We start from the raw sequence: 14,260 nt of genomic DNA on the forward strand, positions 1-14,260 counted from the left end.
TCATGCGCTCGCACCTGCTCAATGACACGACCGCGGAGTTGTACCGCAGCTCCGTGACCGAGGGAATCGAGCGGGTGGCGGCCAAACTCGCCACCACCTCACGGCCGTTCACCGGCGTCACACCCGACGCCCTCTCCCCCACCGTCGACGCCGTGAACCTCGACGAGCCGCTGCACGACACCATCGCCGCGCTCGACGAGCTGGAGGACGTCTACCTCCGCGACGCCGTCTACTTCCACCACCCGCGCTACCTCGCCCACCTCAACTGCCCCGTCGTCATCCCGGCGGTGCTCGGCGAGGCCGTCCTGTCCGCGGTCAACTCCTCGCTCGACACCTGGGACCAGTCGGCGGGCGGCACGCTCATCGAGCGCAAGCTGATCGACTGGACCGCCGCCCGGATCGGGCTCGGCCCGGCCGCCGACGGCATCTTCACCTCGGGCGGCTCGCAGTCCAACCTCCAGGCGCTGCTGCTCGCCCGCGAGGAGAGCAAGACCGACGACCTCGCCAGACTGCGCATCTTCGCCTCCGAGGCCGGCCACTTCAGCGTCCAGAAGTCCGCGAAGCTGCTCGGCCTTCCCCCGGAGTGCGTCGTGACCGTCCCGGTCGACAAGGACCAGCGGATGCGGACGCTGACCCTCGCGGCCGAACTGGAGCGCTGCAAGACCGACGGCCTCGTCCCCATGGCCGTCGTCGCCACCGCCGGCACCACCGACTTCGGCTCCATCGACCCGCTGCCGGAGATCGCCGAGCTCTGCGCCCAGTACGACACCTGGATGCACGTCGACGCGGCCTACGGCTGCGGACTGCTCGCCTCGCGCACCCGCCGGGACCGGCTCGACGGCATCGAGCGCGCCGACTCCGTCACCGTCGACTACCACAAGTCCTTCTTCCAGCCGGTGAGTTCGAGCGCCGTGCTGGTCCGGGACAGCGCCACCCTGCGGCACGCCACCTACCACGCGGAGTACCTCAACCCCCGCCGCACCGTCGCCGAGCGCATCCCCAACCAGGTGGACAAGTCGCTCCAGACCACCCGCCGCTTCGACGCCCTCAAGCTGTGGCTGACCCTGCGCGTGATGGGCGCCGACGGCATCGGCTCGCTCTTCGACGAGGTCTGCGAACTGGCCCACCGGGCCTGGGAGGTGCTCGCCGCCGACCCGCGCTACGACGTGGTCGTCGAGCCGAGCCTGTCCACCCTCGTCTACCGCTACATCCCCGCGACCGTCACCGACCCGGCCGAGATCGACCGGGCCAACCTCTACGCCCGCAAAGCCCTGTTCGCCTCCGGCGACGCGGTCGTGGCGGGCACCAAGACCGGCGGCCGCCAGTACCTGAAGTTCACCCTGCTCAACCCCGAGACGACCCTTGACGACATCAAGGCCGTCCTCGACCTCATCGCCGGCCACGCCGAGCAGTACCTGGGAGAAACCCTTGACCGCGCCTCTTGAGACCTACGACTTCATCGGGATCGGGCTCGGCCCCTTCAACCTCGGTCTCGCCGCTCTCACCGAACCCATAGCCGAGCTGAACGGCGTCTTCCTGGAGTCCAAGCCGGACTTCGAGTGGCACTCGGGCATGTTCCTCGACGGTGCCCACCTCCAGACCCCGTTCATGTCGGACCTGGTGACCCTCGCCGACCCGACCTCCCCCTACTCCTTCCTCAACTACCTCAAGGAATCGGGGCGGTTGTACTCGTTCTACATCCGCGAGAACTTCTATCCGCTGCGCGTCGAGTACAACGCGTACTGCCGCTGGGCGGCCGGCAAGCTCTCCTCGATCCGCTTCAGCACCACGGTGACCGAGGTCCGCTTCGAGGACGACACCGAGCTGTACGTCGTCACCACCGACACCGGCGAGACCTACCGCGCCCGCCGCCTGGTGCTCGGCACCGGCACCCCGCCCTACGTCCCGGAGTCCTGCGCGGAGCTGGGCGGCGACGGAGTCCTGCACAACTCCCGCTACATGCAGCACAAGCAGGCCCTCCAGCAGAAGAAGTCGATCACGCTGGTCGGCAGCGGCCAGTCCGCCGCCGAGATCTACTACGACCTGCTGAGCGAGATCGACGTCCACGGCTACCGCCTGAACTGGGTCACCCGCTCCCCCCGCTTCTTCCCCCTCGAATACACCAAGCTGACGCTGGAGATGACGTCCCCGGACTACATCGACTACTTCCACGCGCTGCCGGAGGCCACCCGGTACTCGCTGGAGGAGCGGCAGAAGGGCCTGTTCAAGGGCATCGACGGCGAGCTGATCGACGCCATCTTCGACCTGCTCTACCAGAAGGGCCTCGACGGCCCGGTCCCGACGCGGCTGCTCACCAACTCCGCGCTGCGCACGGCCAGTTACGACGACAACGGCACGTACACCCTCGGCCTGCACCAGGAGGAGCAGGACAAGGCGTACGAGATCGAGACCGAGGGTCTGGTCCTCGCCACCGGGTACAAGTACGCGACGCCCGCGTTCCTGGAGCCCGTCAAGGACCGCATCCGGCTCGACGGCCGGGGCCGCTTCGACGTCGCCCGCAACTACACGATCGACACCACCGGGAGCGGCATCTTCCTGCAGAACGCGGGCGTGCACACCCACTCGATCACCAGCCCCGACCTGGGCATGGGCGCCTACCGCAACAGCTACATCATCGGCGAGCTGCTCGGCACCGAGTACTACCCCGTCGAGAAGACCATCGCCTTCCAGGAGTTCGCAGTATGAGCACCACCACCCACACGCTCGGCAAGCTGACCCTGCGCCCCGTCGACCCGCAGGCCGACGCGGAGCTGCTGCACCGCTGGGTCACCGATCCGAAGGCCGCGTTCTGGCTGATGCAGGACGCGAAGCTGGAGGACGTCGAGCGCGAGTACATGTCCATCGCGGCGTCCGGGCACCACGACGCGTTCCTCGGTCTGCACGACGGGGAGCCCGCGTTCCTCATGGAGCGCTACGACCCGCGCCACGTCGAGCTCGTCGGCCTGTACGAGCCGGAGCCCGGCGACATCGGCATGCACTTCCTGACCGCGCCGTCGGAGATACGCATATCCGGCTTCACCCGGGCCGTGATCACGGCCGTCATGGAGTACCTCTTCACCGACCCGGCCGTCGAGCGCGTCGTCGTCGAGCCCGACGTGCGCAACACGGCGGTGCACGCGCTGAACGAGGCCGTCGGCTTCGTCCCCGCGCGCGAGATCGACAAGCCGGAGAAGAAGGCGCTGCTGAGCTTCTGCACGCGCGAACAGTTCGAGAAGGCCACCGGAAGGAGCGCGCGAGCATGAGCATCGCGGACGCAGTCTCCCACCTGACCCCCGACCACTGGGCGGAGGCCAACCGCCTCCTGATCCGCAAGGCGCTCGCCGAGTTCACCCACGAGCGGCTGCTCGCACCGGAGCCGGCCGGCGACGAGCGGTACGTCGTGCGCAGCGACGACGGCAAGACCAGCTACCGGTTCGCGGCCCAGCGGCTGCGCCTCGACCACTGGCAGGTGTCGGCCGAGTCCGTCACCCGGCAGCGCGACGGCGCCGAACTCCCTCTGAACGCGCTGGAGTTCTTCATCGAGATGAAGGACTCGCTCGGCCTGAGCGAGTCGATCCTGCCGGTCTACCTGGAGGAGATCTCCTCCACCCTCTCCGGCACCTGCTACAAGCTGGCCAAGCCGGGCCTGTCCGCCGCCGAACTCGCGGCCACCGACGAATTCCAGGCCATCGAGACGGGCATGACCGAGGGCCACCCGTGCTTCGTCGCCAACAACGGCCGGCTCGGCTTCGGCATCCACGAGTACCTGTCGTACGCGCCGGAGACCGCGAGCCCGGTCCGGCTGATCTGGCTGGCGGCGACCCGCGAGCGCGCCGCGTTCACGGCGGGCACCGGCCTGGAGTACGAGTCGTTCCTGCGCGCCGAACTCGGCCGGGAGACCCTCGACCGCTTCGACGCCACGCTGCGCGGGCAGGGCCTCGACCCGGCGGACTTCCTACTGATCCCGGTCCACCCGTGGCAGTGGTGGAACAAGCTGTCCGTCACCTTCGCGGCGGAGGTCGCCCAGCGGCACCTCGTCTGCCTCGGCGAGGGCGACGACGAGTACCTGGCCCAGCAGTCGATCCGTACGTTCTTCAACACCACCGACCCCGCCAAGCACTATGTGAAGACCGCCCTGTCGGTCATCAACATGGGCTTCATGCGCGGCCTTTCGGCGGCGTACATGGAGGCGACGCCGGCGATCAACGACTGGCTCGCCGCGCTCATCGAGAACGACGAGGTGCTGAAGGGCACCGGCCTGACGATCATCCGCGAGCGGGCGGCCGTCGGCTACCGGCACCTGGAGTACGAGGCCGCCACCGACCGCTACTCCCCCTACCGCAAGATGCTCGCGGCCCTGTGGCGCGAGTCCCCGGTCCCGGCCCTGGCCCCCGGCGAGCGCCTGGCCACCATGGCCTCGCTGCTGCACGTGGACCGCGAGGGCCGCTCGCTCGCGGGCGCCCTGATCGAGCGCTCGGGGCTGACGCCGAAGGAGTGGCTGAAGCCGTACCTGCGCGCGTACCTGACCCCGCTGCTGCACAGCTTCTACGCCTACGACCTGGTGTTCATGCCGCACGGCGAGAACGTCATCCTGGTCCTGGACGAGCGGGGCGTGGTCCAGCGGGCCGTCTTCAAGGACATCGCCGAGGAGATCGCGGTGATGGACCCGGACGCGGTGCTGCCGCCGAAGGTCGACCGCATCCGCGCCGACGTGCCCGACGACATGAAGCTGCTGTCGATCTTCACGGACGTTTTCGACTGCTTCTTCCGCTTCCTGGCGGCGAACCTGGTCGGGGACGGCGTCGTCGACGAGGACACGTTCTGGGCGGCGGTCGCGGACTGCGTACGTGACTACCAGGCGTCCGCACCCCAACTCGCCGACAAGTTCGACCGGTTCGACATGTTCGCCCCGAGCTTCGCGCTGTCCTGCCTGAACCGGCTCCAGCTGCGCAACAACGAGCAGATGGTGGACCTGTCCGACCCCTCGGGCGCCCTGCAACTGGTCGGCGATCTCGACAACCCGATCGCCTGATCGCGGGCCCACGGACCGCAGGGGCTCGGGGGACGGTCCCCCCGGGCCCCTGCCAGAATTGCCCCATGGCGGAAATCATCCAGCGGGACGGGACGTGGACGTTCGACGGCGAGACGCTGCGGCTCGTCCCCGGACGCGACAAGAGCGTGAACCTGCTGCGCAGGGCGCTGGGTGAACTGACCGTCCCGCTCGCGGCCCTGGCCGGTGTCTCCTTCGAGCAGGGCCGGAAGTCGGGGCGGCTGCGGCTGCGGCTGCGCGACGGCGCGGACCCGTTGTTGCAGGCGACCGGCGGCAAGCTGACGGAGGGCACGGACCCGTACCAGCTCACCGTCGAGTCGGACCGCTACGGCGTCGCGGAGTACCTCGTGGACGAGGTGCGGGCCGCGCTGCTGCTCGAACAGGTCCCGTCATCGCCCTGCACCGCCTATCTGCTGCCCGGCCCCGCCGTCCCGGTCTCGGTCTCCGCGGGCGACGGCACGGCCGGCTTCGACGGGGAGCACGTCCGCCTGGAGTGGAACTGGAAGACGGAGGACGCGAAGGCGACCGCCGGAACCCGGCAGCTCGCCCTCGCCGACATCGCCGCGGTGGAGTGGCATCCGGCCGCGGGCCTGGAGAACGGCTGTCTGCGCTTCACCGTCCGCTCCTCGCCGACCAAGGCCCCGCCGAAGTACGACCCGAACTCGATCGAGCTGTGGGGCTTCAAGAAGGACCCGCTGATGGCGCTGGTCGCGGCGGCGGTGCAGGCCCGGCTCCCGCATCCGGGCGCGGCGGCCGCCGGCGCGGCCCCCGCCCTGGAGAAGTCGTCCGAGGCCGCGCCTCCGGCACCCGCGAAGGTGCCGGAGGACGACCACGACGCCCTGCTGCGCAGGCTGCGCGAACTGGGCGAGCTGCACCAGGCCGGGATCCTGACGGCCGAGGAGTTCGCGGCGGCCAAGCAGGCCGTGCTCAAGCGGCTGTGAGCCGCCCGGCTCAGCGCCTGGACTTGCGGGCCACCACGAACTTGTCGATCTCGGCGCCGGTCTCGGCGATGCCGCGCACGGTCAGGGTCGCCGTGCGCCCGAAGGACGCGGGCCTCACGTCCACCCGCAGGAACGAGTAGTTGGTGTACCGCACCCGCGACCAGTCGACGGTGACGGCCTTCTTGGCGCCGCCCTTCTCCGTCACGTACGAGGCGAACGGGTCGGTCTGCTTCTCGTTGCCCTCGTACGAGTCGGTGACCGGGAAGGCGTAGAGGCTCTTGCCCGCCGCGCCGGCCGTGACGTAGACGACGCCCTCGGTCTCCGGGTAGACGGTGCCGCCGATCGGCAGCTCCTTGGTGACCTTCTCGCCCTTGAGCACGTCGGAGCGCTCGTAGACGTGGTTGTGGCCGTTGATCACCAGGTCGACGGTGTACTTCTCGAACAGCGGCACCCACTCCTGGCGCACGCCCCCCTCCGAGGCGTGCGCGGTGGCGGTGCAGTACGCGCAGTGGTGGAAGAACACGACGATGAAGTCGATGCCCGAGTTGTGCGCGCGGTACTTCTTCAGCTGCGCCTCGAACCACTTCGTCTGGGTGCCGCCGGAGAGGCCGAGGTTGGCCGGGATCTCGAACGACACGTCGTTGGCGTCGAGCGAGATGATCGCCGTGTTGCCGTGCACGAAGGAGTAGACGCCGGGCAGGTTCTCCGGGTCGGGGCCGTTGGCCGGCGGCTCGAAGCGGGCCTGCTGGCTGCCGTAGCCGTGCGGCGCGTACCAGGCCTCCATGTCGTGGTTGCCGTAGGAGACCATCCACGGCACGGTCTTGGCGACGGACTCGGTCTGCGCGAGGAACTGGTCCCAGGTGCGCGCGTCGAAGGTGTCCGTGGTCTGCCCCGAGCCGGACGGGTCGGCATACGCGATGTCACCGGCGTGCAGGTGGAAGGACGGGCCCTGGGCGAGGATCAGGGAGTCGTTGGCGAGCGCGTGGTAGCTGACGCCCTGGTCGCCGAAGGCGGTGAAGGTGAAGGGCTCCGCGTGCGAGGGCGCCGTGGTGAAGGTGCCGATGGTGCCCGCGAACTTCGGCGACGCGGGGTCGAAGCCCTGGTGGCCGACGCCGTAGTAGTAGGTGCGGCCCGGCTTCAGGTGGGACAGCTTGGCGTGCACGTAGTACTGGGTGTGGTCGGCGCTGGTGCCGACCCCGGCCGGGGTGTAGAGCGCGCGGACCTCGGCGGAGATCTTCCGCGACAGCTCACCGGCGCTGGAGCCGATCCGGATGAACGGGTTCTTGACCGGCGCCGGCACCTGCCAGGAGACGGTCATCTCGGTGCGCGGGTCCTCGCCGTAGGAGAGGTGCCGGCCGAAGGGGGCGACGAGCGCGCCGTCGATGTCGGCCGTGGCGCTGACCGGCGCGGCGGCCGGGGCGGCCTGGGCGACGGCGCCCGGCACGAAGACCCCGCCGGCGATCGCGCCGACGGTGACGGCGCCGCCGCGCATCATCGTGCGGCGGGAGAAGGTGCTGCGCAGGTATTCGTGCTGCTCGGCGAGGCTCCGCTCGGCCAGTTCGGCGGGAACGCCCATACGTGGAATGTCCATGCCCCGAAAGGTGCTGGTGGCAACCATCCCGGTCGGATACGCCGGATGAACGCGCGCCGAACAAGCGGCATGGCCCCCTTCAAACCTTCACAGCTTCCGTTACGGCACCCGGGCCGACCGCTGCGACCGGGCGCCGCTTGCCCGATATCGGGCAGAATTCTTGCGAAACCCTCTGCCGTCCCCCAGGATCTACCGAGTGCACGAGGAACTTGTCGATCACCTGACGCGGACCACGGCCCTGAGCCGGGGCGAGGCGCTGCGGGTGATCCAGGACGTGCTCGCCTACTACGACGAGCCGACGGAGGGCTTCGTCCGCCGCCGCCACCGCGAGCTCCAGGGTCAGGGCCTGGTGAACGCGGCGATCTTCGAACAAATCGCGGCGGAACTGCCCTACCGGGCGGTGGCCCCGCCGGAGCTCTCGCTCCGGCAGCTCCGCCGGATCGTCTACGGCTGAACCAGCCGACCGAACGAGTGCTTCACGCAGAGGGGATTTCACCAACTTATGTGCGGAATTGTCGGTTACATCGGCAAGCGTGACGTGGCGCCGCTGCTCCTGGAGGGGCTGCAGCGCCTGGAGTACCGGGGCTACGACTCCGCGGGCGTCGTCATCACCAGCCCCAAGGCGGCCGGTCTGAAGATGGTCAAGGCCAAGGGCCGCGTCCGTGACCTGGAGGCGAAGGTCCCGGCCCGCTTCAAGGGCACGACCGGCATCGCGCACACCCGCTGGGCCACGCACGGCGCCCCCTCCGACGAGAACGCGCACCCGCACATGTCCGGCGACAACAAGGTCGCCGTCGTGCACAACGGCATCATCGACAACGCCTCCGAGCTGCGCGCGAAGCTGACCGCCGAGGGCGTCGAGTTCCTCTCCGAGACGGACACCGAGGTCCTCACCCACCTCATCGCCCGCTCGCAGGCGACGGACCTGGAGGACAAGGTCCGCGAGGTGCTCCGGCTGATCGAGGGCACGTACGGCATCGCGGTCCTGCACGCCGACTTCCCGGACCGCATCGTCGTGGCCCGCAACGGCTCGCCGGTCGTCCTCGGCATCGGCGACAAGGAGATGTTCGTCGCCTCGGACATCGCCGCGCTGGTCTCCCACACCCGCCAGATCGTCACGCTCGACGACGGTGAGATGGCGACCCTGAAGGCCGACGACTTCCGTACGTACACCACGGAGGGCACCCGTACGACGGCCTCGCCCACCACCGTCGAGTGGGAGGCCGCCTCCTACGACATGGGCGGCCACGACACGTACATGCACAAGGAGATCTCCGAGCAGGCCGACGCCGTGGATCGCGTGCTGCGCGGCCGCATCGACGACCGCTTCTCCACCGTGCACCTGGGCGGCCTCAACCTCGATGCCCGCGAGGCCCGTTCGGTCCGCCGCGTGAAGATCCTCGGCTGCGGCACCTCGTACCACGCGGGCCTGATCGGCGCCCAGATGATCGAGGAGCTGGCCCGCATCCCCGCGGACGCCGAGCCGGCCTCCGAGTTCCGCTACCGCAACCCGGTCGTCGACCCCGACACCCTCTACATCGCGGTGTCCCAGTCCGGCGAGACCTACGACGTCCTCGCCGCCGTCCAGGAGCTGAAGCGCAAGGGCGCCCGGGTCTTCGGCGTCGTCAACGTCGTCGGCTCCGCGATCGCCCGCGAGTCCGACGCCGGCGTCTACGTCCACGCGGGCCCGGAGGTCTGCGTCGTCTCCACCAAGTGCTTCACGAACACCACGGTCGCCTTCGCGCTGCTCGCCCTGCACCTGGGCCGCATCCGCGACCTCTCCGTCGCCGACGGCAAGCGCATCATCGAGGGCCTGCGCAAGCTGCCCGCCCAGATCACGGAGATCCTCGCCCAGGAGGCGGAGATCAAGAAGATCGCCGAGGAGTACGCGGACGCCCGCTCGATGATGTTCATCGGCCGCGTCCGGGGCTACCCCGTCGCCCGCGAGGCGTCCCTGAAGCTCAAGGAGGTCTCGTACATCCACGCCGAGGCCTACCCGGCGTCGGAGCTGAAGCACGGCCCGCTGGCGCTGATCGAGCCCGCGCTCCCGACCGTGGCGATCGTCCCGGACGACGACCTGCTGGAGAAGAACCGCGCCGCGATGGAGGAGATCAAGGCCCGCTCCGGCCGCATCCTCGCGGTCGCGCACCAGGAGCAGGAGAAGGCCGACCGCACCATCGTCGTCCCGAAGAACGAGGACGAGCTGGACCCGATCCTGATGGGCATCCCCCTCCAACTCCTCGCCTACCACACGGCCCTGGCCCTCGGCCGAGACATCGACAAGCCGCGCAACCTGGCCAAGTCGGTGACGGTGGAGTAGCCGCCACCGTCGCTGCCGACGCGCCGCGGGTGAGCCGGTCCGGCTCGCACCCGCGGCTCTCGTCGTGGCTGGTCGCGCAGTTCCCCGCGCCCCTGAAGCGAGCTGCGCTCGCCCAGGGGAGGCTGCGCGCAGCGCATGCCTCAGGGGCGCGGGGAACTGCGCGAGAAGCCCCACCGGCCCGCAGCCGCGACACGACGGCACCCGGCAGACGGTGCCGCGCCGAACGAACGGGTCCCTTCGCGTGCCACCCGACGCGAAGGGACCCGTCCCCGGAGGGCCGGGGCCGCCCATTGCCCCGGCCCGACATGGCCGTCACCCAGCGACCGGTACGTACCCTTCACAAGGGCACAAAGCACCTCTACGCACCAGTAGATTCAGCCAGGGCCGCGAAATTCAACGACCGTTCCCCGCAAGCGAGTTGAAGAACCCTCCGCCGCATCTCACCTGGACGGACGAAGAGTTACGGAATGACGACGACGGGCCGCTGCGCGCGCCGCGCCAGCCGCCCCGCGACCGAACCGAAGATCCGCCCGACGAGACCGTGGGTCGAGCCCACGACGATGGCGTCGGCGGAGTACTCCCGGCCGACCTCCTCCAGCTCGTGGCAGATGTCGCCACCCCGCTCGACGAGGATCCAGGGCACCTCGGAGAGATAGTCGGCGCAGGCCAGCTCCAGACCGAGCACCTCGGTGCGATGGTCGGGCACGTCCACGAAGACGGGCGGCTCACAGCCGGCCCACACCGTGGTCGGCAGCCGATTGGCGACATGGACGATGATCAGCCCGGAGCCCGAGCGGTGCGCCATGCCGATCGCGTACGAGAGGGCCCGCTCGCTGGACGTCGACCCGTCGAAGCCGACGACGACGCCGTGCTTGAACGCGGGGTCACAGGCGTGACGGGGCTCTTCGGCGGCTCGGGGGGTCGTCGTAGGGTCGGCGACCTGCCGTTTGCGGCCTTCGGGTTCGGAAAATTCGTGACCGGCCATGAGTGTCTCGGCGTGTACCTCGTGGGCCTCAAATGAGGGGACGACATCTGATCGGCGGAGCTGTGTCCGGGAATCATCTTCCCAACCCCATACCCCCAAGGGTACGGCGACACTCCTCCTCTGCCCAGACTCCGGCCCGCTCTCGGGCCTGTACGTGCGTGCGCTCCGCAGCGTTCAGGGGAGCATGCACGAGGCGCCGACCGTATGGCAATGGTTGCTGCCCCGTACAGGCGGTTTGCGCACTCTTGTGGGCCACTCGGCGGGCGGATCGAGTGACCGGGACGCACGCCGCGCGTTGAACTCCCGACCGTCACGACCCAGGGAGCACCGAGGAGCAGCACGTGCCCGGACCGTCCACCGCGCACCGCACGACCGGCTCGCGCCGGAGCATCCCGGCCCCCGCCCGCGCGCCCGAGTCGCACACACGGCCGACACCGCACACCCATGACAAGCCACACCCGGGCACCGACGGGGCCGGCGACGTCGTCCGGTGGGCGGCTTTCAGCTGTGTCCTGGTGCCGCTGGTTCTCGTCGGCTACGGGATCTCGGCGGCCGGCGCGGCCGGGGCCGCCCTGGGCCTCGCGGCGGTCACCGCGGCCTGCCGGCTGCTCCTGCGTCAGTCCGAACGTCATGCCGTGCGGTTGCACACTGAACAATGCTGCACGCATCGTGGTAGGCACGGCCGCACGGGGCAGGGGGCGCACAGGGGCGGGCACCGAGCCGGGCAGAGTGCGCCGGTGGACTGATGCGTTTCAACGCGCTACTGCGTACATTTTCAGCCAACTTCGGCCGCACAGGCTTTCCTTGCTCCTCACCGCTTCCAACCCCCTTCCCACCAGGGCTGAAAGGGCCGCAAAACCCCCGCGCACCCTACGGGGATTGGCCACTGAGTTGAGGCGCACTTCCCAGCAACGCCCGTGAGTGCAACGCTTCGTGATCGAATGCTTCACGCCAAGTTGCCATGTCGACAATGTGCCAGGTCTTTAACTGGTCACAGGGGCAGCCGGAGACACAGTAGATTCGATCATGACTGGTCGAGTTTTTGGCGGCGGGGGACTTCAGCAGGACCGAGGGGAAACGTGCAGGAGCGAACAGCCCGTCAAAGTATTGAGGGAGCCGCGATCACCGAGGGGGGCTTAGCAGGATGAGCCACGACTCCACCACCGCGCCGGAGGCGGCGGCTCGCAAGCTGTCAGGGCGCAGGCGACGCGAGATCGTCGCGGTGCTGCTCTTCAGCGGCGGACCCATCTTCGAGAGTTCCATACCGCTCTCCGTATTCGGAATCGACCGTCAGGACGCGGGAGTTCCCCGCTACCGGTTGCTCGTGTGCGCCGGTGAAGAGGGACCCCTGCGGACCACCGGAGGGCTCGAACTCACAGCGCCTCATGGGCTCGAGGCGATCTCGCGGGCGGGCACGGTCGTCGTGCCGGCCTGGCGGTCGATCACCTCGCCGCCCCCGGAGGAGGCGCTTGACGCGATACGTCGCGCGCATGAGGAAGGAGCACGCATCGTCGGCCTGTGCACGGGCGCTTTCGTGCTCGCAGCGGCCGGTCTGCTCGATGGCCGACCGGCCACTACGCACTGGATGTACGCACCGACACTGGCAAAGCGATATCCGTCGGTCCATGTGGACCCGCGCGAGCTCTTCGTGGACGACGGCGACGTACTCACGAGCGCCGGCACCGCGGCCGGTATCGATCTGTGTCTGCACATCGTGCGCACGGATCACGGCAACGAGGCGGCCGGCGCACTCGCCCGCCGTCTGGTGGTCCCGCCGCGCCGCAGCGGCGGCCAGGAGCGCTATCTCGACCGGTCACTGCCCGAGGAGATCGGAGCGGACCCGCTGGCCGAGGTCGTCGCCTGGGCGCTGGAGCATTTACACGAGCAGTTCGACGTGGAGACGCTCGCCGCTCGCGCGTACATGAGCCGCCGCACCTTCGACCGCCGTTTCCGGTCGCTGACGGGGTCCGCCCCGCTCCAGTGGCTGATCACACAGCGGGTCCTCCAGGCGCAGCGGCTGCTCGAGACGTCCGACTACTCCGTGGACGAGGTCGCGGGGCGCTGCGGGTTCCGCTCCCCCGTAGCACTGCGCGGCCACTTCCGGCGGCAGCTGGGCTCGTCCCCGGCCGCGTACCGGGCGGCCTACCGGGCACGCCGGCCGCAGTCGGGCGACGGTCCGGGGGCGAACGGCAGGGCGGCGGAGAAGCCGTCGGTCGATCTCGCCACCATGCCGGGCGACCCCACGGGCCCCGGCGCCGTGCCGAGCCAGTCCCGGCGCACGGCCGCGGCCGCGTCGGGCCTGGGCGCGCACGCGGCGTCGCTGCCGACCGGGCCGACGGGGCACACCGGACACTCGGGGCACTCCGGGCACCTGGAGGGCGGCCGGCCGCCGTCCGACGCGTTCGCTCCGGGGCGCGCCAGTCTGCCCGGGCCGCGGACCGCACCCCAGTAACCCGCTCAGGAGCCGACGCCCGTCGTCTGCCAGCGAGAAGGTCTGACCCGTAGGGTTGGCGCATGAACGATCGCATGGTGTGGATCGACTGCGAGATGACCGGACTCTCGCTGGCGAACGACGCGCTCATCGAGGTGGCCGCACTGGTCACCGACTCGGAGCTGAACGTACTGGGTGAAGGGGTGGACATCGTGATCCGCCCGCCGGACGAGGCCTTGGAACAGATGCCCGAGGTGGTGCGGCAGATGCACACCGCCTCGGGCCTCCTCGACGAGCTGGCGGGCGGCACGACGCTCGCCGACGCCGAGGAGCAGGTCCTGGCGTACGTACGTGAACACGTCAAGGACGCGGGCAAGGCCCCGCTCTGCGGGAACTCGGTCGGGACCGACCGGGGATTCCTGCTGCGGGACATGCCGACGCTGGAGGAGTACCTCCACTACCGGATCGTCGATGTGTCCTCGGTCAAGGAACTGGCCCGGCGCTGGTACCCGAGGGCGTACTTCAACAGTCCGGAGAAGAACGGCAACCACCGGGCGCTCGCCGACATCCGCGAATCCATCGCGGAGCTGCGCTACTACCGCGAGGCGATCTTCGTCCCGCAGCCCGGCCCCGACTCCGACACCGCGAAGTCGATCGCCGCGAAGCACGTCCTGCCTGCGGAGTAGCCACTTCCAGGCCCGCTCGTACGGGGTCCGCCCGGCTTCGGGAAAAGGGGTGCGCGAGCACCCCTTCGGACCCTGTACACTTTTTCTCGGCCGGTCAGAAGAACGACAAAAGACCGGACATGGTGGGTGTAGCTCAGTTGGTAGAGCACCTGGTTGTGGTCCAGGTGGCCGCGGGTTCAAGTCCCGTCACTCACCCTGAAGGCCCGAAGGCCCCGGTTCGCGAGAACCGGGGCCTTCGGCGTTCCCGGGGCCCGGT

Annotated in this window: 11 protein-coding genes and 1 tRNA gene; 10 read left to right on the forward strand and 2 right to left on the reverse strand. The window is 69.6% G+C overall.

All coding sequences use genetic code 11. From position 1 onward, the window contains the following. Positions 1 to 2 precede the first annotated feature (2 nt). From desA to K377_RS19800, 5 genes are all read left to right on the forward strand, one after another. Positions 3 to 1,445 (forward strand): lysine decarboxylase DesA, encoded by a 1,443-nt coding sequence (gene desA / locus K377_RS19780; RefSeq protein ID WP_111664746.1) that lies wholly within the window; start codon positions 3 to 5, stop codon positions 1,443 to 1,445. Continuing rightward, a complete protein-coding gene (locus tag K377_RS19785) occupies positions 1,429 to 2,706 on the forward strand; it encodes a lysine N(6)-hydroxylase/L-ornithine N(5)-oxygenase family protein (RefSeq protein ID WP_111664747.1) in 1,278 nt (425 codons plus the stop codon). Before desA ends, K377_RS19785 begins: the two co-directional genes overlap by 17 nt. Then, a complete protein-coding gene (locus tag K377_RS19790; RefSeq protein WP_111664748.1) occupies positions 2,703 to 3,263 on the forward strand; it encodes a GNAT family N-acetyltransferase in 561 nt (186 codons plus the stop codon). The genes K377_RS19785 and K377_RS19790 overlap by 4 nt, the downstream gene beginning before the upstream one ends. Next, complete coding sequence (locus tag K377_RS19795) at positions 3,260 to 5,032, forward strand: IucA/IucC family siderophore biosynthesis protein (RefSeq protein ID WP_111664749.1); 1,773 nt, start codon at positions 3,260 to 3,262, stop codon at positions 5,030 to 5,032. The genes K377_RS19790 and K377_RS19795 overlap by 4 nt, the downstream gene beginning before the upstream one ends. A 65-nt stretch (positions 5,033 to 5,097) precedes the next feature. After that, complete coding sequence (locus K377_RS19800; RefSeq protein WP_111664750.1) at positions 5,098 to 5,991, forward strand: DUF4429 domain-containing protein; 894 nt, start codon at positions 5,098 to 5,100, stop codon at positions 5,989 to 5,991. A gap of 10 nt (positions 5,992 to 6,001) precedes the next feature. Here K377_RS19800 and K377_RS19805 read toward each other — a convergent pair whose 3' ends face one another. Beyond that, positions 6,002 to 7,582, reverse strand: a complete 1,581-nt coding sequence (locus K377_RS19805; protein WP_237551576.1) for a metallophosphoesterase family protein — start codon at positions 7,580 to 7,582, stop codon at positions 6,002 to 6,004. 196 nt (positions 7,583 to 7,778) lie between these two features. Between K377_RS19805 and K377_RS19810 the strand changes: the two genes are divergently transcribed. Then, positions 7,779 to 8,036 carry a hypothetical protein gene (locus K377_RS19810; protein WP_111664752.1) on the forward strand — a complete coding sequence of 86 codons (258 nt, stop codon included), beginning with the start codon at positions 7,779 to 7,781 and terminating at the stop codon, positions 8,034 to 8,036. A 48-nt stretch (positions 8,037 to 8,084) separates the two neighbouring features. After that, positions 8,085 to 9,902 (forward strand): glutamine--fructose-6-phosphate transaminase (isomerizing), encoded by a 1,818-nt coding sequence (gene glmS, locus K377_RS19815; protein WP_111664753.1) that lies wholly within the window; start codon positions 8,085 to 8,087, stop codon positions 9,900 to 9,902. 460 nt (positions 9,903 to 10,362) lie between these two features. Here the strand turns inward: glmS and K377_RS19820 are convergent, their stop codons facing one another. Continuing rightward, a complete protein-coding gene (locus tag K377_RS19820; RefSeq protein ID WP_111664754.1) occupies positions 10,363 to 10,887 on the reverse strand; it encodes a universal stress protein in 525 nt (174 codons plus the stop codon). A 1,144-nt stretch (positions 10,888 to 12,031) separates the two neighbouring features. On the opposite strand from K377_RS19820, the gene K377_RS19830 reads away from it, so the two are divergent. The 3 genes from K377_RS19830 to K377_RS19840 all read left to right on the forward strand — a co-directional run bounded on the left by K377_RS19830 (position 12,032) and on the right by K377_RS19840 (position 14,199). After that, complete coding sequence (locus tag K377_RS19830; RefSeq protein ID WP_111664755.1) at positions 12,032 to 13,339, forward strand: helix-turn-helix domain-containing protein; 1,308 nt, start codon at positions 12,032 to 12,034, stop codon at positions 13,337 to 13,339. A 62-nt stretch (positions 13,340 to 13,401) separates the two neighbouring features. Beyond that, positions 13,402 to 14,004 (forward strand): oligoribonuclease, encoded by a 603-nt coding sequence (orn, locus tag K377_RS19835; protein WP_111664756.1) that lies wholly within the window; start codon positions 13,402 to 13,404, stop codon positions 14,002 to 14,004. A 122-nt stretch (positions 14,005 to 14,126) separates the two neighbouring features. After that, positions 14,127 to 14,199: transfer RNA gene (locus K377_RS19840), tRNA-His, on the forward strand. The last annotated feature ends 61 nt before the right edge of the window (positions 14,200 to 14,260 follow it).

Origin of the sequence: Streptomyces sp. PsTaAH-137, assembly GCF_003259365.1 — a bacterium.
Lineage (GTDB): Bacteria > Actinomycetota > Actinomycetes > Streptomycetales > Streptomycetaceae > Streptomyces.